The following is a 17,625-nucleotide window of genomic DNA, read 5'->3' on the forward strand; positions in this document are numbered from 1 at the left end:
CCCCGAAGTACTCGCGCTTTGAAGGTGTTCTGATGTTCCGCACCGCCACCGCTGCCGATCCCGTGCTCCAGGAACGGCTGGACAATGCCCGCGCCGAGGCGCGTCAGCCGCTGTCACGCGAGGAAGTGGCGACCATCGTCGCATCCGTCCTGTCATCCATGGGCGGCGACATGGGCCAGCATGATCTGCATCTCTATGCAGAGCTGGAGGGGTTGGCCCGGTTCATCAATAATGCCAAGAAGGAAATCGCCAGCATCCAGCCGGCAGACATCCATTCCGAGCATATCCCGCTCGCCACCGACGAGTTGGACGCCGTGGTTGGCGCCACGGAGGATGCCACCAACCGCATCATGGATGCCTGTGACCAGATGATGGCGCTGGCCGGCGACGTGCCGGCGGAAGTGTCCAACAAGCTGATGGACATCACCACCGGCATCTATGAGGCCTGTAACTTCCAGGACATTACTGGCCAGCGCATCACCAAGGTGGTCCGCGCCCTGAAACATATCGAGCAGAAGGTGGAGGTGCTGCTGGTCGCCCTGGGCGAGGAGGTGCAGCGCCGCCACCCCACCATGGAAACGGCGGCACCGACCGAGGCCGTCTCCGATGCCAAGCTGCTGAACGGTCCGTCCATGCCTGGCGCTGGCATCGACCAGGCCTTCATCGACAGCCTGTTTGATTGAGGTTGAATGCCCGAGACGCACACATCCGGCAGCACCGATCCTGACATGGCGGTTCCCCTGCGGTTCGGCGCGTCCGGTGACCGTGGCGAGGGCGGGGAGGGGGCGACGCTTCTTTATCTCGGCGTCTTCATTCTGCTGCTGGCCTTTTTCATCCTGTTGAACAGCATCTCGCATTTCCATGACGAGAAGGTGGGTGCCGTCATCCGCAGCGTGGATGACGCCTTTTCCACGCAAGCGCTGCTGACAGGGTCTCCCGGCGACCGGCAGCAGACCCGGCGCGAGGCGGCGCGCGCCTTGCAGGATCTGGGCGACCTGATCCGCGCCGAACTGCCGCTGGCCAAGGTGGAAGCGGGGACCGAGACGGGCACCCTGCATGTCACCCTGCCGGCATCCAACCTGTTCGCAGGCGACGGATTGACCGTCCGGCCCAGCCAGCAGGGGTTGATGGACCGTATCGCGCGTGCGCTGGAGATCCGGCCGCGCGGCGTGTCGGTGCGGGCGGAGTTCCTGTTCGCCACGAAGGGCATGCAGGATACGGCCCCGCTGGTGGCGCGGGCCGGGGCCCTGGCCCGTGCCGTGTCGGCGTTGGGTGCCAATCCGGCCTGGATGTCGGTCGGCCTGGAAAAAGGTGAGGAGGCGGGGCAGTTGCGCCTGCTGTTCCGCGTGCATGAGGAGGGTGCCTGATGCGCCCGTCCGCTCGTTTTTCTCCCTTTGGCTTCGCGGCACCGGCAACGCCAGCGGGCAAGGCCTGGCTGGTGACCTTCACCGACCTGATCTGCCTGCTGCTGACCTTCTTTGTCATGCTTTACGCCATGTCCGACCCCGATCCCGCGCGGTACAAGGCACTGGCGGCGGGTGTGCCAGGGGCAAAGCCCGAGCAGGTGGGGGATGAACGGCCCGAGGCCGCCTTTTCCGCCGCCAGTCTGGACCGGGCCAAGGCCATCGATCTCGGCTATCTGGGCCGGGTGTTCGAAAGCCAGATGGCGCGCAACCCGGAACTGGCCGATGTGCGCATCAACCGTATCGACGGCACCCTGATCCTGTCGCTGCCGTCCGATCTGCTGTTCGAACCCGGCGACGCCACCCTGTCGGAAGGGGGCAAGAAGGCCCTGTTCGTGATGGGCGGTGTGGCGGCCAATATCGGCAATGCCGTGGATGTGGTCGGCCACGCCGACGCCTCCCCCACGGGCCGCCGCTGGACCAGCAATTGGGAATTGTCGCTTGCCCGTGCCCAGGCCGTGGCCGACGCCCTGCGTGATGCCGGCTATCTGCGCGACATCACCGTGCGCGGCCATGGGGACGGCCAGTCGGGCGGTGAGGTCAAGGCAGCGGCGCGGCGCGTCGATCTGGTGGTACGCGAACATGGGGTGACGCCATGAGGGCGGCCCGCATCCTGGCAGGCACGCTGGCCCTGTCGGTGGCGGCGACGGCGCTACTGCCCGCCCCGTCCTGGGCACAGCAGCCCGCGCCCGCCGCCGCTGCCAATGCGGCTCCGCGCGTGCCGGTGCGTAGCGGCGTGCATCCCGATTATAGCCGTCTGGTCTTCGACTGGCCGCGTGAGGTGCCTTATACCGTTGAGCAGAATGGGGCGGGGGTCAGCATCCGGTTCCCTGTCGCGGCGCAGATTGATCTGGCCGGTGTTTTGCGCGCCCGACCCAGCCGCGTCAATGGCCTGACCCAGGCGGCGGCGGACGGGTCGGTGACGGTGCGGTTTGACATTCCCGCCGGGGCCGGCATCAAGCATAGCCGCGCCGGCAGCCGGATCATCGTCGATATTCTGGACAAGCCGCCCCCCGGCAGCACCCCGGCACCCGCCAGCCCGCCGCCGGCAGCGCAGCAGACAGCCGCGGCCGCCCCCGCCCCGGCTGCCGCCACGCAGACGCCGCCTCGTCCCGCCGATCCCCGCGCCACCCGTGAGGGCGCGCCCCTGTATCAGTTGCGGGGCAATGCCGCGCCCAACGGAACGGCCACGGCGTCGGGCGCTCCGACCCCGCTGACCGCCAGCCCACCGCCGGCCCCGGTTGCCGCCAACCCGGCGCCCGCGCCAGCACCGGGACCAGTCGCCGCGACGCCTACACCCGTCGCCCCACCGCCACCCCCGCCGGCGCAGGCGGCGGCACAGCCAACGGCCACACCTGCCGCCGCCCCAACCGCCGCCAATGCGGCCCCGGCACCGCCCGCCGAGGTGGCGATGGCGCCCGTGACTCTGTCGTTTGATCCCAAGGCGGCACGGGCGGCGGCGATTTTTGAACGCGCGGGCTATCTCTATATCCTGTTCGATGACACGGTGCCGCCGGATACGGCACCGGCGTTGCCCGCCGGCCTGCAATCGGTGATCGAGCCGGTCGCCGTGCCGGGCGGCGGGGGCTTCCGCCTGTCGATGCCAGCCCTGATGCAGGCCTCGGTGAAGCGTGACGGCACCTCTTGGCAGGTGACCCTGAGCCAGGGCGCGTCCGCTGCGCCATCGGGTACCTCGATCCTGCCCAAGCCGGACCCCGACTTTGCCCTGGGTCCGCGTCTGGTGGTGCCGGCACAGGAGGCGGAGAAGGTCATCGCCTTCAAGGACCCGGTGGTGGGCGACACCTTGTCCATCGTGCCGCTGCCCCTGCCGGGACAGCATATGGAAACGCCGCTTCGCTACAACGAGGTGCAGTTTCTGGCTACGCTGCAAGGTCTGGCCTTGCGCCCGCTGGATGACCGTCTGGCGGTACAGCCGGTCCGTGAGGGTGTGGAAGTGACGGTGCCGGGCGGTCTGCGCCTGTCGCCAGCGACCGACGCCCAGGTCGCCATCCCGCCGCCGCCACCACCTGTCGAACAGGAAAAACTGTTCGATTTCAAGCGCTGGGGCCAGGTGGCGGCCCGCGACTACAACAAGATGCGTCAGGCAAAATGGGATCGGCTGACGGCGCTGCCCGATGCGGAAAAGACGCGCGGTCGCCTGGATATCGCCCGCTTCTACTTGGCCAATGGCATGGGGTATGAGGCGCTGGGCATGCTAACCCGCGTGCAGTCCCTGCAGCCCGATGTGGACCGGCGGCCCGAATTCCTGGCCATTCGCGGCATTGGCCGGGTGCTGACCGGTGATTTTGCGGGCGGCATGGCCGATCTGTCCAACCGCCAGCTTGCCAATGAGCCGGATGCCGCGTTGTGGCGGGCGGCGGCGCTGGCGGGGCAGGGCGATTATGCCGGGGCGCATGCCGCCTTCCAGGCCTCCAAGGACCTGCTGGACCGTTATCCGGAGCCTTTCTATACGGGCCTCGCCCTGTCCGCCGCCGACGCGGCCCTGCGTGCCGGACAGCCGGAGGCAGCAGCCCTGACCATGGATCGGGTGGCCAAGCGGGGCGGCGAAAGCGGCGATCAGGCGCCCGCGGTTCAGTATTTCCGGGGCGCTGTGTTCCGCGCCCTGGGCGACAATGACAAGGCCCTATCCTATTTCAAGCAGGCGCAGGGGGGGCGTGACCGGCTCTATTCCATGCGGGCCAAGCGCGACTATATCGACACGGCGCTGGCCGCCGGCAAGATGCCGCCCAAGGAGGCGGCCAAGAAGATGGAGGAGATGCGTTTCGCCTGGCGTGGCGATGCGCTGGAACTGTCCAACCTGCGCCGCATCGGGGAGGTGCATGCCATTGCCGGCAACTATCCCCAGGCTTTTGACACGATGCGCCACACGATCTCCGCCTTCCCGGATACGCCGGAGGCCAAGGAGATCGCGGCGGACATGACCCGGACCTTCACGGACCTGTTCGCCACCGATGGGGCCGCGAAGATGACGCCGCTGGAGGCGATGGGGCTTTATGAACAGTATCGCGAGCTAACGCCGCCTGGCCCCGATGGCGACCGTATCATCCGCAAGCTGGCTGAACGGCTGGTGGAGATCGACTTGCTGGACCGGGCCGGACAACTGCTGGACCATCAGGTGCAGTACCGGTTGCAAGGTCTGGAGAAGGCACAGGTCGGCACGCGGCTGGCCGGTATCCGCCTGCTGGATGGCAATCCTGAACAGGCGGTGGCAGCGCTGGACAAAAGCAATGTGCCGGAGATTAACCCAGAGCTGGCGGAGGAGCGCAAGCTGCTGCGCGCACGCGCCCTGTCGCAGATCAATAAGGGCACGGACGCGGTGCAGCTGCTGGCCGCCGATCAGTCGCGCGACGCCAATCTGCTGCGTATCGATATCGCCATGCGCGATAAGCAATGGAAGGCGGCGGCACAGGCCATGGCCGATGTCATCGGTCCGCCACCCGCCGCTGGTGCAACCCTGGACCCACAGGTTTCCAGTCTGGTGGTGAACCGTGCTACAGCCCTGTCGCTGGCGGGCGACAATGCCGGGCTAGACGCTCTGCGCCGTGATTTCGGTCCGGCCATGGAAAAGTCGAAGGATGCGACCTTCTTCCGCCTGCTGACCCGACCGGGGGAATCGGCAGGGCTGGCCGATGCCAATACCATCCGCCAGCGCATCACCGAGATCGACCTGTTCCGCAATTTCCTCGAAAAGTATCGGGAGACGCGCCAGGAAGCCGCCACCCCACCGCCCGCCGCCGCCCCGGCGACCCCGCCCGCAACGCCGCCATCGTGAGTGATTGCATCCGCCGCAGTCCATCTGGGATAGTGGCAGGGGTTGAGCGGGTTATCGGGGACATGCCACGTGTCAGGTTTGTTTGAAGCGCAGGCACCCAGGCCGCTGGCTGACCGCTTGCGGCCACAGAGCCTGGATCAGATGGTGGGGCAGGATCACCTGCTGCGCCCCGACGGCCCCATTGGCCGCATGATCCGCGCGCGGCGGCTGGTCTCCATGATCCTGTGGGGCCCGCCCGGATGTGGCAAGACCACGCTGGCCCGCCTGCTGGCCCAGACCACCGACCTGCATTTCGAACCGCTGTCAGCGATTTTCAGCGGCGTGGCCGATCTGCGCAAAGTGTTCGAGGCGGCGAAATCCCGCCGGCAGGCCGGGCAGGGCACGCTGCTTTTCATCGATGAAATCCATCGTTTCAACCGGTCGCAACAGGATGGGTTCCTGCCTTATGTGGAGGATGGGACCGTCACGCTGGTCGGGGCGACAACGGAGAATCCCAGTTTTGAGCTGAACGCCGCCCTGTTGTCGCGCGCGCAGGTATTCGTGCTGAACCGACTGGATGATGCGGCCCTGGAAAATCTGCTGCAACGGGCAGAGACGGAGGAGGGGCGGCCCCTGCCGCTGGACGGCGATGCCCGCGCCTCGGTCAAGGCGCTGGCCGATGGTGATGGGCGCTATTGCCTGAACCTGTGTGAGGAACTGTTCGCCCTGCCGGCGGACAAGGTGCTGGACACCAACGCCCTGGCTGCCGCCGTTCAACGGCGCATGCCGCTTTATGACAAGGCGCAGGAAGGGCATTACAACCTGATCTCCGCCCTGCATAAATCCCTGCGCGGGTCGGACACGGATGCGGCCTTGTACTGGTATGCCCGCATGCTGGCCGGGGGCGAGGACCCGCGTTATATCGCCCGCCGCCTGACCCGTTTTGCCGTGGAAGATATCGGCATGGCCGACCCGGCGGCCCTGACCCAGGCGACGGCGGCGTGGGAGGCCTATGAGAGGCTGGGCAGCCCGGAAGGGGAGCTGGCCATCGCGCAGCTGGTCGTCTATCTGGGCACGGCACCCAAATCCAACGCTGCCTATACCGCCTATAAGGAGGCCGTGCGGGCGGCCAAGGAGACGGGCAGCCTGTCGCCGCCCAAACACATCCTGAACGCGCCGACCAAGCTGATGAAACAGCTGGGCTATGGCCACGGCTACAATTACGACCATGACACGGCGGAAGGGTTCAGCGGTCAGAACTATTTCCCCGAGGAGATGGGACGGCGCGAATTCTACCGCCCCGTCGAACGCGGTTTTGAGCGGGAGATCAAGAAACGCCAGGAATACTGGGCGCGGCTCCGGGCGGAGAAGGGTGGGGGGTGATTGCGTCCCGTGGCTTTCCGTCCTATCCTGAAATGAATGATTGCTGGACAAGAATGGCATGAATTTCGTGGCAGCAAAGGCAGACGGACCGAGCCTGATCGGTATCGGCCTTTACACAGCGTCGGAAGCTGAAAAGCTGATCGCTGTGCCTGCTACGCGCATCCGCCGTTGGCTTTTGGGCCATGCTTATCGGCGTGATGGGCAGCGTCAATGGTCTGATCCCTTGTGGCAGCCGCAGGTACCGCGTCTAGGCAAAGATGTAGAGTTGGGCTTTCGCGACTTGCTGGAACTGCGCTTTGTAGAGGCATTTCTGCAAGCTGGCTTGTCATTGCATGCGATCCGCAAGGCATTGTGTGTTGCGCGAGAGGTGACGGGGCTTTCCCATCCCTTTGCCAGTGCGCAGTTCCAAACCGACGGTCGCTCCATCTTCTTGCGGGTGGCGGATGAGTTTGAGGGTGAACAGGTTGAACCCGTATTGATCGACCTGTTGCGCAAGCAATATGCGCTTGGTCGCGTGATCGAGCCCAGTCTGAAAGACCTGGATTTCGACGCCGACGGCATTGCTGCCCGGTGGTGGCCGATGGGAAAAGCCAAGTCCGTGGTGCTGGACCCCGCACACGCATTTGGCCGTCCCATGATAGCAGGTGCCGGCGTAACCACCCGGACCCTGGCGGATGCTGTTACGGCGGAAGGTTCCGTCGATCAGGTGGCCCGGCTCTATGAAGTGTCGGTCGCCGCCGTGCGCGAGGCTGTCGCCTTTGAAAGGCGGCTGGCGGCGTGAAGCTGTTGCTGGATAACAACCTCCCGCCTGTCATGGCCCGGTCGATGCAGCTTCTGGTGGCTGGTGACGGTCACATTGTCGTGGCCTTGCGGGATAGATTTCCCGCCAATACGCCGGATGTGGAATGGCTTGGGATTCTTGGTGCGGAAGGCGGCTGGTCCATCCTGACACTGGATCAAATGATTGCGCGGCGCCCTGCTGAACGCCTTGCCCTCCATCGCAGCCAGGTTACAGCCTATTTTATGGCTGCGGCTTGGCAGAAGCTCACCACACTGGAGAAGACGGCGCGTCTGCTGTTGTGCTGGCCTAAACTATGTCAGGCGGCGACGTTGGTTCGTGCCGGTGCGCTGTTCGAACTGCCGGTCAATGCCGGCTCTACATTGCGTCAGATCAGGCTTTAACCTTATGCAACGCCGCACCTTCCTCCTGTCCGCCGCCGCCCTGTCCGCCGTGCGCCCGGCCATCGCTGTTCCTTCCGGCCTGTCGCTGGGTGAGGTCCTGCATGCTGACGACTTCCGCGATGGGTTGGGCCAGTGGCTGTTGCAGGCCCATCGGCCGGGTCGGGTGACCGCTGCCGATGGTGTTCTGGATATTGATGTGCCGGCTGGAACGTCGCTGTGGTTCAAGCCCCGCCTGTCCGGTCCCATCGCCATCCGGTATGAGGCGTTGATGGTGGCGCAAGGGGGGCCGAATGACCGGTTATCGGACCTGAACGCCTTCTGGATGGCCAACGATCCCGACGCCGCCAATGGTGACGCACTGGCCAAGGATCGTTCGGGCAAGTTCGAGGATTATGACGATCTGGTCCTCTATTATGTCGGCCAGGGCGGCAATTCCAACAGCACCACGCGGTTCCGCCGCTATACGGGCCGGGCAGGGGAACGTCCCCTGCTGCCGGAGAATGACCGGCGGCTGCCGGCGGATATGCTGGTCGGCAATGTCTGGCAGACGGTGACGCTGGCCGCTGTCGGGTCGCGCATCCGTTATTGGCGTGATGACCGGCTGCTGTTCGATTTTGATGATCCCGCACCCCTGACCGCCGGCCATTTTGCCCTGCGGACGACGCAGAGCCATTTCCGGGTGCGGAATTTCCGGGTGTACCAGGCGGGTTACATCTGATTTGGTCAGGCCACGCCTGCATTAACCGGTACTTGCGCCGAATGGGTTGGCACCCCAATCTTAGGACGCCCGTTGCCGGAGAGCCTGCCCCTTGAACGCCTTCCTGTCCGACCGCGTCCGTTCCATCGCCGACTGGTTGCTGCTTGAAGGCAATCAGCTGTTCGATATCGATCAACTGTTCGTGCAGCTGGTGGATCGGGTTGCCCAGTCGGGCATACCCATCGGTCGCGTCTCATTAAACCTGGAGCTGCTCCATCCCGAAGTGGTGGGAGAGGGGCGTGTCTGGCTGTGTGGTCAGGCCACCGGCACGCACCGGCTGAACCGTGTCGATACCGACATGACGGAATATCTGAACTCCCCCGTCCACCGGGTGGATGAAACGGGGGAGCCGTACCGTCTGCGCCTGGCGGTCGAGGATACCGACATGCCGCTTCTGGCGCGGCTGAAGCGGGAAGGGTTCCAGGATTATTTAATCGCGCCCATCCAGGTGCAGGACAGGCACCGGTCGGCGGCCATGTCGTTTGCATCCAAGCGCACAGCGTTCAGCGATCAGGACATTATCGACCTGACCCATATCGTGGCCGCCGTGTCACCGATTCTGGAAGCCCGCGTGGTGCGCAACACCGCGCGCGACCTGCTGGCGACATATCTGGGCGCTGGGGCTGGCGACCGCGTCTATGCGGGGCAGATCTCGCGCGGCGATGCCGACAATATCTTTGCCGCGATCCTGTTTGCCGACCTGCGCGGCTTCACCCGTTTCACCGCCGACAATTTGTCCACCACCGTCCTGGAACGATTGAACCATTGGTTTGATCTGGCCGTGGACGCGGTAGAGGCGCATGGCGGCGAGGTGTTGAAATTCATGGGCGATGGCATGCTTGCCATCTTCCCCGCCGACATGCTGAACCCGCGAGAGGCGTGCGGCCATGCCCTCGCCGCCGCCGCGACACTGCATAATGCCGTCACGGCCTGGAACGAGGCCTGCCCCAACGGGCAGAGCCGCATCGATTACGGCCTGTCGCTGCATCTGGGCCATGTCGCCTTTGGCAATATCGGCGGCAAGCGCCGGCTGGATTTCACCGTGGTCGGCCCCGCCGTCAATCTGGCCAGCCGGTTGCTGGAGGTGGCGAAGGTACTGGACAGCCATTTCGTCGTTTCCACGGCCTTTGCCGGTTGCTCCGGCCGCATGATGCGGTCGGTCGGGGTGCATGAGGTGCGGGGATTGGATCAGCCGGAAGAGATTTTCGTGCCCTGTTGATGGTGCCCATGCTATCGCTGCACGCCCATCTTTTCCCCTGACAGCCTGATCCCGAGCCATGAACGTCGCCGTCCGCTTCGCGCCCAGCCCGACCGGCCATCTGCATATTGGCAATGTCCGCACCGCCATCATGAACTGGCTGTTCGCGGCCCGGCATGGCGGCAGCTTCATGTTCCGTCTGGACGATACCGACGAGGAACGGTCCACCCAGGCCTTTGCCGATGCGATTGCCGAGGACCTGACCTGGCTGGACCTGACCTGGGACCGCTTTGCCCGCGAGTCCGACCGCTATGGTCGCTATGCGGAGGCGGCGGAAGCGCTGAAGGCGGCCGGACGGCTTTACCCTTGCTATGAGACGCCGGAAGAGCTGGGCCTGAAGCGCAAGGCGATGCTGGCCCAGCATCGCCCGCCCATTTATGACCGTTCCGCCCTGCGCCTCACCGAGGCCGACCGTGCGCGGCTGGAAGGTGAGGGGCGGCGTCCGCATTGGCGGTTCAAGCTGAACCACGCCGATATCACCTGGGACGATTTGGTGCAGGGGCATAAGCATTTCCGCGGTGCCGACCTGTCGGACCCCGTGCTGATCCGCGAGGATGGGCGCCCGCTTTATACCCTGACGTCGGTCGTGGATGATCTGGATTTCGCCATCACCCATATCGTGCGCGGTGAGGACCATGTCACCAACACGGCGGTGCAGGTGCAGCTGTTCGAGGCCATGATCGGCGTGGAGGGCAAGGGGAGCGTCCCGACCTTCGCCCACCTGCCCCTGGTGGCGGGATCGGAGGGGGAGGGGCTGTCCAAGCGCTTAGGCTCCCTGTCCGTGCGCTCGTTGCGCACCGAGGAAGGGGTGGAGCCGCTGGCCCTGACCGCTTATCTGGCGCGGTTGGGCACATCGGACGCGATCGCCGCCGCCGGCAGCCTGTCCGAACTGGCCGAAGGTTTCGACTTTGCCAAGTTCGGGCGCGGCACGCCGAAATTCGATGCCGATGAGCTGATGCGGCTCAACGCCCAGGTCTTGCATGCCGCACCTTTCAGCGCCGTTGCCGACCGTCTGGTGGCGCTGGGCATGGATGGGGTTGATGAGGCGTTCTGGCTGGCCGTGCGACCCAACCTGTCGCGTCTGTCGGACGCCAAGGAATGGTGGGCCGTGACCAAGCAGGCGGTCACACCGCTGATCGACGATGCTGGCTTCCTGTCCAAGGCTGCCGAACTGCTGCCCGATGGCGTGTGGGACGACACGACGTGGGGTGTCTGGACCAAGGCGGTGTCGGCGGCCACGGGGGCCAAGGGCAAGGCCCTGTTCCTGCCGCTGCGCCGCGCGCTGACCGCCCATGATCACGGGCCGGAGTTGAAGACCCTGCTGCCGCTGATCGGGCGGGAACGGGCGCTGGCGCGGCTGTCGGGCTGTACGGCCTGATCCGCTGCCTTTATCTCTATTGATGATCTTTCTGCTGACGGAAAGCCTGCTCCCATGACCCTGTCGCTCTACAACACGCTGCTGCGGACCAAGGAAGCGTTCGCGCCCATCGACCCGGCTCATGTGAAGCTCTATGTCTGCGGCCCCACCGTTTACGACTATGCCCATATCGGCAACGCCCGGACCTTCAGCGCCTTTGACCTGCTGGCCCGGCTGCTGAAGCACCTGTACCCGAAGGTCACCTACGCCCGGAACATCACCGACGTGGATGACAAGATCATTGAGCGGTCGAACCAGTCCGGCGAACCGATCGACAGCGTGACGGCGCGGACCACGGTGCAGTTCCACGCCGATATGGATGATCTGGGCTTGCTGCGCCCCGATATCGAACCGCGCGCCACGCGGCATATCGGCGATATGATCGCCATGATCGAGGCGCTGATCGCCAAGGGCTTCGCCTATGCCGCCGAAGGTCATGCCCTGTTCCATGTGCCCGCCATGTCCGATTACGGTCAGCTGTCACGTCGCAGCCAGGACGAGCTTATCGCCGGCGCGCGGGTGGAGGTCGCCCCCTATAAGAAGTCGCCCGCCGATTTCGTGCTGTGGAAGCCGGCCAAGGACGGGGAACCCGGTTGGGACAGCCCCTGGGGCAAGGGGCGGCCCGGCTGGCATATCGAATGCTCCGCCATGACGGCAGCGCATTTCGGGGAAGTGTTCGATATCCATGGCGGCGGGTTGGACCTGATCTTCCCGCACCATGAGAATGAGATCGCGCAGAGCCGGTGCGCCCATGGCACGGCGGTGATGGCCAATGTCTGGCTGCATTCCGGCTTCCTGACCATTGCCGGCGATAAGATGTCCAAGTCGTTGGGCAACTTCTACACGGTGCGCGAACTGCTGGACGAGTTTCCGGGCGAGGCGCTGCGTCTGGCGATCCTGTCGGCCCATTACCGTCAGCCGCTGGATTTCACCAAGGAGAAGGTGGCCCAGGCGCGGCAGACGTTGGATCGCTGGTATGGCGTGCTGCGTGCGGCGGGTGATGTGCCGGCGGGGGACATCCCGGCGGAATTCATGTCCGCCCTGATGGACGATCTGAACACGCCGCTGGCCATTTCGGTCCTGCATGAACTGACCAATGCCTACCACAAGGCCGGGGACGATGCCGGGCGTCTGGCCGCTGCATCGGCACTGAAGGCGGCCACCAACCTGCTGGGCTTCCTGACACAAGCCCCGGAAGCCTGGTTCAAGTGGCAGCCGGCGGGTGCGTCGGGTCTGGATGATGCCGCCATCGAACAGGCCATTGCCGACCGTCTGGCCGCGCGCAAGGCCAAGAACTTCGCCGAGGCCGATCGTATCCGCAACGATCTGGCCGCACAGGGTGTGATCCTGGAGGACGGGCCGAAGGGGACGACCTGGAAGCGGGGATAACCCGCTTCCTTCCCTTCACCCCACCAGCGCGTCGCGCGCCAGATCCAGCATCGGCAGGAAAGCCGTATGTTCCTGCGCCCCGGCCAGGGCATAGCGACGGTCGAAAATGTAGCAGGGGACGGCCTGTACGCCCAGTTGCCGGGCCGTTGTGTCGGCCCCCTTTATGGCGGCGCGGTCGGCCTCGCCGTCCAGGTAATCGCGCGTCTCCCCCGTATCCAGCCCCTGTTCTTCCGCAATATCCACAAGGGTGTCCAGGTCGCCAATATCCAGCCCACGCTGGAAATGTGCTGCGAACAGGGCCATGGCCAGGGGTGTGGCTTTCGCCCAACGTTCGGCGAAGCGGATCAGGCGATGGGCCTGCAGGGTGCTGGGGATGCGGCGGATCAGGTCCTGGCGCAGGAACAGACCTTCACGCGCCGCCGCCTGCTCCACCACCGCATGCATCTGCCGCACCCGTTCCGGGCCGCCGAATTTCACGGTGAAATAGAGGTCGCGATCCATCCCCTCGGCCGGGAGGTCGGGGTTCAACTGGAACGGCATCCAGCGCAGATCGACGCGCACGCCCGGCCGTTCGGCCAGGGCCCGGTCCAGCCGTACCTTGCCCAGGAAACACCAGGGACAGATCAGGTCCGAATAAATCTCGATCAGCATGTCCGCCCCGATGCCCCCGCGCCACACCTTCACCATAACCCGAAATGACAGGGTGGGCGAGGGGGCGGCACCGCGCAAGAGTCGTTGCGCCGACAACCGCACGGGTCCATGCTGTGAAAAATTTATGACGGTCCGGCGGGTGGGGACCCAGAATGACCAAAATACTGACCGCACCGCAATTGGCATCGGCCTTTGTCGGCCACGCCACCCTGCTTCTTGCGGTCAATCTGACGCATGATCTGGACCCGGTTCTGGCCGGGTTCCTGTCGGACGAGGTGCCGGCGGCGGATGAATTGCTGGATGATCAGGTCCTGATCGGACAGGTGATCCGCGCGCCGCGCGGTGATGCGCGCCTGGAGCGCACGCTGGCCTGGCTGGAACAGGTCTGGTTCAATCTGGCCGACCGGTCGGCGGTACATCCGCTAGTCTGTCAGGAACTGGACGTGCGCCGCCATTCACCGGTGATCTTTGATCTGGATGACGGCCTGATCCGGGCCGCCAATCTGCTGGACCTGCTGGTCCGGCAATGTGCAGGCTTGAAGGATATGTCGGCCCTGTCGGGCATCCTGTCGCTGCTGCGGCAATGGCAGACGGACCGGCGGCGCGAAACCTTGCTGGAACTGGAGCGGCGCTGTCTGCCGGCCCTGGAACAGGACGATGTGACGCCCGCTGCCGAACAGGTGCGGCGCATCCGTTTCCTGGCGATGGAGGGGGCCTTGCCGGCGGATGAATATCTGGGCCTGCATTTCGATCCGCAGGCGCTGCCTGACTGGGACATGGCGGAGCTGACCCGCCTGATCCGCACCCGTTACCCATTGTTGCGCCGGTCGGATGTGGAAGCCATGGCTGCCGCCCGCACGCCGGTGGCGCGGGCGGCAGTGGCTTAACCTTTACATGTCCTCAATAATCGCCGGCGCTGCCTTTGCAGCTTGGCTTACGCGGCACGTGCCGCGCGGCGGCGGTCGCCGCCGGAGCGGTTTTCGGATAGCCGAAAACCGCTCTTTCACTCACTGCGCACTCAACGCGGTCGCCAGGGCCTGTGCCTCTGGCCGGTAGAAATGCCGGTCCACCAGGATGGCTCGGGGTTCGGTCTTCTGACCATAGAACTTGTCGTTGAACTCATTACGCGGGGCGATGACCGAGCCTTCGACCGCCATGCCGCCGAACAGGCCGCTGGTCTTGGCATAGACATAAATGTCCGCCGACAAGCCAACACCATAGGATGCGCCGACGCCGGTGCCCAACTCGCCAATGGCGACATTCGCGTCAGCCCCCAGCTTCACCTTGCGGTCGATGACCGCGTCCAGGCCCTTCTGGGTCATGATCACCATCATCATTTCCGACGCCTGTCCGCCGAATTGCAGGCCGAAACTGGCCTCTGCCAGGGTGTAGAAGGCGGGACCGCTCCACGCACCATCGTCGCCGCGCGCCACCATCACGCCGGTGCCACCGCCGCCGCCCACGAAAAAGCCGGCCTGGATGACGTTCGGCAGGATCAGGACGGCGCGCGCCCGGCCCACCAGGTTCTTCAGGTCCTTATATTGCGGATCGGTCAGCAGGGTCAGCGCCGTGACCCGCGCCCGTTCCACCATCAATTCGGGTTCCGTCAGGGCCTGGGCCGGGCGCACCAGGGCGGACACCGCCAGGGTCAGGCCGAACAGGGCCATCACGAAACGCTTCATTTCTCCGCTCCCTTATTTCGCGAACATCTTCTCAATGCCCGCAATGCTTAATCAAAGCAAGCGGCCCCGACATGGCGGAATATTGGCACCGATAAGGCGCCATTGTCCGTCGCCATCGCCCAGGGCCAGATGATCCATGCGGAACAGGTGCCAATGATCGACCGCGACCGACAGCACCCCCGCCGGCGACAGGCCCAGCGCCAGCGCAAGGGCGGCACGGATGGGGCCCGCATGGCCGATCATGATGATGTCCCGACCCTTATGGACCGCCGTTTCGCGCATCACCGCCGCCGATATCCGCGCGCACAGGTCTGCGAAGCTTTCGCCCCCCGGCGGGGTATTGCCGGCCGGGTCCTGCCAAAAATGTTCGGCGCTCTCCCGCTCGCTCTCCCAGATTTCCGCATGGGTGCGGCCCTGCCACGACCCGAAATCCTGTTCGGTCAGATCGGGCACGCAAAGGGTCGGTTGATCGGGCGTCAGCGCCGATGCCGACCGGATACTGCGCGACAGCGGTGTGGTCAGCCAGATGGCGTTGTCGGGCAGCCAGGAGCGGGCACCATAAATCATTCCGGTATTGGAAAGATCGATATCCGCATCCATCTGTCCGGCGATGGTGCCGGGGGGCAGGGACAGGGGCGCATGCCGCACCCACCACCAGCGTGTGACAGTGTCACCAACACTCATGTCGATGCCGGAACGACAGCAGCCAGGGCCAGGAGGAAGCCGATTTCGGCCATCTGCTGTCCGGCACCCAGCACATCGCCCGTCACCCCGCCAATCTGTTTCTTCGACAGTCGCGCCACGCCCCAGACGGCGGCGGCGGACACGGCCATGACCGACAGGCTGATCATGCCTGACGCCAGATGCAGTTTGTTCAAGGCCGTGGCCGCCAGGGTGAAGCCGATCAGCAGGGCGACCAGGGCGCGCGCGCTGTCGGGCTGTCCCTGATCCGCCGACACGCCCTTCAGCCGCGCATCGGGCAGGGCCAACTTTACCAGTGGCAGCAATCCGCGTGAGAAGGCATGCGCGCCGATCAGGGCCAGCGCCACGGTACGCGGATCGGCCAGGGTGGCCAGCACCCCGACGCGGGCCAGCACCACCAGGATCAGGGCCATGGAGCCATAGGTGCCCACACGGCTGTCCTTCATGATGGACAGTTTGGCTTCCTTGTTGCGCCCGCCGCCGAATCCATCGGCGACATCGGCCAAACCATCCTCATGCAGCGCGCCCGTCAGCCAGGTCAGGGCAGCGACGGTCACGATGGCCGCCAGCAGAGGTGCGAGACCGGCGACGGTGAGCGCCCAGTAGAACACACCGCCCGCAACCCCGATCAGGCAGCCCACGATGGGGAACCAGGACAGGGCGCGGCGGTTCAGGTCGTCCGGCCAGTCGCCTTTCCAGCGCAGGGGCAGGCGGGTCAGGAAGATGGTGGCCGCCATGAATTCCGCGAGCGGTTGGGGCCTGTGCTGCTTTGTTGCATCGCTCATGACATCGGTATAGGCCAGTGTGGCGTTCACCGCCAGCACCGTTCCCGCCCCCATCCAGGGGGCCAGACGGTAACCTTGGAAACAATCGCTTCAGGAACAGCCATGTCCGGCCATCACGACCATTCCCATCACCACCACGATGATGAAGGCCTGCCCAGCCTGGAGGAAATCCGCCGCGTGCTGGCCGATCTGCCCGGACCTGATCTGGAGTCGGCGACGGCGGCGATGCAGCGTGAGCAGACCCTGCTGAAGCCGCCCGGTGCCTTGGGCCGGCTGGAGGAGCTGGTGCAATGGCTGGCGACGTGGCAGGGCAAGGCACCGCCGGAACTGACCCATCCGCGCATTGTGATCTTTGCCGGCGCCCATGGCGTGGCCCAACGCGGCGTCTCGGCCTATCCGCCCGCCGTGACGGGGCAGATGGTGCAGGCCTTCATCAATGGTCATGCCGCCATCAACCAGTTGGCAGAGCTGCATGATGCCGATCTGCGCGTGCATGAGATGGACCTGGACCATCCGACCGCTGACTTCACCCAAGGCCCGGCGATGAGCGAGGAGGTCTGCGCCCGCGCCGCCGCCTATGGCATGATGGCGATTGAACCCGGCTTGCACCTGCTGTGCCTGGGCGAAATGGGCATCGGCAACACCACGTCGGCCTCTGCCCTTTGCGCCGCCCTGTTCGGTGGCCCGGCGTCTGACTGGGTTGGCCCCGGCACGGGCGTGGACAGCGAAGGCATCAAGCGCAAGATCGCGGCGGTGGAGGCGGGCTTGGCCGCCAACCCCTCGGCCCTGACCGATCCGTTTGAGGCGCTGCGCTGCCTTGGCGGGCAGGAACTGGCCGCCATCATGGGGGCGATCATCGCCTGTCGTCTGGCCCGCGTGCCGGTGGTGCTGGACGGTTTTGCCTGCACCGCCGCCGCCGCCGTGCTGTACAAGGCCGATCCCAAGGCGCTGGACCATTGTATCGTGGCCCATCGCAGCGCAGAGCCGGGCCATGCCCGCCTGCTGACCGCCATCAACAAACGCCCGCTGTTCGAATTCGACATGCGGCTGGGCGAGGCGTCGGGCGCGGCCCTGACCATCCCCGTCCTGCGCTCCGCCCTTGCCTGCCACCTGAACATGGCGACCTTTGCCGAGGCTGGTGTATCGGCCAAGGGCGATAAGCCCGCCGGGTCGGTGCATTGAGG

At 65.4% G+C, this 17,625-nt stretch carries 17 protein-coding genes; 13 read left to right on the forward strand and 4 right to left on the reverse strand.

What is annotated here, in order from left to right; genetic code table 11:
* The first annotated feature begins 32 nt into the window (after positions 1-32).
* The 11 genes from ABC729_RS04160 to cysS all read left to right on the forward strand — a co-directional run bounded on the left by ABC729_RS04160 (position 33) and on the right by cysS (position 12,621).
* A complete protein-coding gene (locus ABC729_RS04160; RefSeq protein WP_495606386.1) occupies positions 33-683 on the forward strand; it encodes a protein phosphatase CheZ in 651 nt (216 codons plus the stop codon).
* 6 nt (positions 684-689) lie between these two features.
* A complete protein-coding gene (locus ABC729_RS04165) occupies positions 690-1,367 on the forward strand; it encodes a hypothetical protein (RefSeq protein ID WP_495606387.1) in 678 nt (225 codons plus the stop codon).
* On the forward strand, positions 1,367-2,062 hold the full coding sequence (locus ABC729_RS04170) for an OmpA/MotB family protein (protein WP_495606388.1): 696 nt from the start codon (positions 1,367-1,369) through the stop codon (positions 2,060-2,062). The genes ABC729_RS04165 and ABC729_RS04170 overlap by 1 nt, the downstream gene beginning before the upstream one ends.
* Positions 2,059-5,256, forward strand: coding sequence for a tetratricopeptide repeat protein (locus ABC729_RS04175; protein WP_495606389.1), 3,198 nt, complete (start codon positions 2,059-2,061; stop codon positions 5,254-5,256). Before ABC729_RS04170 ends, ABC729_RS04175 begins: the two co-directional genes overlap by 4 nt.
* A gap of 69 nt (positions 5,257-5,325) precedes the next feature.
* Entirely contained in the window at positions 5,326-6,618 is a 1,293-nt protein-coding gene (locus ABC729_RS04180; RefSeq protein ID WP_495606390.1) for a replication-associated recombination protein A, read from the forward strand.
* Positions 6,619-6,658: 40 nt separating this feature from the next.
* Complete coding sequence (locus tag ABC729_RS04185; RefSeq protein ID WP_495606391.1) at positions 6,659-7,399, forward strand: DUF433 domain-containing protein; 741 nt, start codon at positions 6,659-6,661, stop codon at positions 7,397-7,399.
* Positions 7,396-7,800 carry a PIN-like domain-containing protein gene (locus ABC729_RS04190; RefSeq protein ID WP_495606392.1) on the forward strand — a complete coding sequence of 135 codons (405 nt, stop codon included), beginning with the start codon at positions 7,396-7,398 and terminating at the stop codon, positions 7,798-7,800. Before ABC729_RS04185 ends, ABC729_RS04190 begins: the two co-directional genes overlap by 4 nt.
* A gap of 4 nt (positions 7,801-7,804) precedes the next feature.
* Positions 7,805-8,518: a DUF6250 domain-containing protein gene (locus ABC729_RS04195; RefSeq protein ID WP_495606393.1), complete on the forward strand. Its 714-nt coding sequence runs from the start codon at positions 7,805-7,807 to the stop codon at positions 8,516-8,518.
* Between the two features lie 91 nt (positions 8,519-8,609).
* On the forward strand, positions 8,610-9,776 hold the full coding sequence (locus tag ABC729_RS04200) for an adenylate/guanylate cyclase domain-containing protein (protein ID WP_495606394.1): 1,167 nt from the start codon (positions 8,610-8,612) through the stop codon (positions 9,774-9,776).
* Positions 9,777-9,834: 58 nt separating this feature from the next.
* Positions 9,835-11,193 (forward strand): glutamate--tRNA ligase, encoded by a 1,359-nt coding sequence (gene gltX / locus ABC729_RS04205; RefSeq protein ID WP_495606395.1) that lies wholly within the window; start codon positions 9,835-9,837, stop codon positions 11,191-11,193.
* Between the two features lie 54 nt (positions 11,194-11,247).
* Complete coding sequence (gene cysS / locus ABC729_RS04210) at positions 11,248-12,621, forward strand: cysteine--tRNA ligase (protein WP_495606396.1); 1,374 nt, start codon at positions 11,248-11,250, stop codon at positions 12,619-12,621.
* A 15-nt stretch (positions 12,622-12,636) separates the two neighbouring features.
* On the opposite strand, the gene ABC729_RS04215 is transcribed toward cysS, so the two are convergent.
* Positions 12,637-13,368, reverse strand: coding sequence for a DsbA family oxidoreductase (locus tag ABC729_RS04215; protein ID WP_495606397.1), 732 nt, complete (start codon positions 13,366-13,368; stop codon positions 12,637-12,639).
* Positions 13,369-13,424: 56 nt separating this feature from the next.
* Between ABC729_RS04215 and ABC729_RS04220 the strand changes: the two genes are divergently transcribed.
* Positions 13,425-14,159 carry a hypothetical protein gene (locus ABC729_RS04220; protein ID WP_495606398.1) on the forward strand — a complete coding sequence of 245 codons (735 nt, stop codon included), beginning with the start codon at positions 13,425-13,427 and terminating at the stop codon, positions 14,157-14,159.
* A gap of 120 nt (positions 14,160-14,279) precedes the next feature.
* Here ABC729_RS04220 and ABC729_RS04225 read toward each other — a convergent pair whose 3' ends face one another.
* From ABC729_RS04225 to cobS, 3 genes are read right to left on the reverse strand one after another with little or no spacing between them, the layout of a single operon-like run.
* Positions 14,280-14,954 (reverse strand): lipid-binding SYLF domain-containing protein, encoded by a 675-nt coding sequence (locus ABC729_RS04225; RefSeq protein WP_495606399.1) that lies wholly within the window; start codon positions 14,952-14,954, stop codon positions 14,280-14,282.
* Positions 14,955-15,005: 51 nt separating this feature from the next.
* The gene (locus ABC729_RS04230; RefSeq protein ID WP_495606400.1) at positions 15,006-15,638 is read right to left on the reverse strand and encodes a histidine phosphatase family protein; all 633 of its coding nucleotides are present in this window, start codon (positions 15,636-15,638) and stop codon (positions 15,006-15,008) included.
* Positions 15,635-16,495, reverse strand: a complete 861-nt coding sequence (cobS, locus tag ABC729_RS04235; protein WP_495606401.1) for an adenosylcobinamide-GDP ribazoletransferase — start codon at positions 16,493-16,495, stop codon at positions 15,635-15,637. Before cobS ends, ABC729_RS04230 begins: the two co-directional genes overlap by 4 nt.
* Before the next feature lie 48 nt (positions 16,496-16,543).
* On the opposite strand from cobS, the gene cobT reads away from it, so the two are divergent.
* Positions 16,544-17,623, forward strand: coding sequence for a nicotinate-nucleotide--dimethylbenzimidazole phosphoribosyltransferase (cobT, locus tag ABC729_RS04240; protein WP_495606402.1), 1,080 nt, complete (start codon positions 16,544-16,546; stop codon positions 17,621-17,623).
* Positions 17,624-17,625 lie beyond the last annotated feature (2 nt).

The sequence above is a fragment of the Niveispirillum sp. CC-CTL257 genome (genome assembly GCF_059489915.1).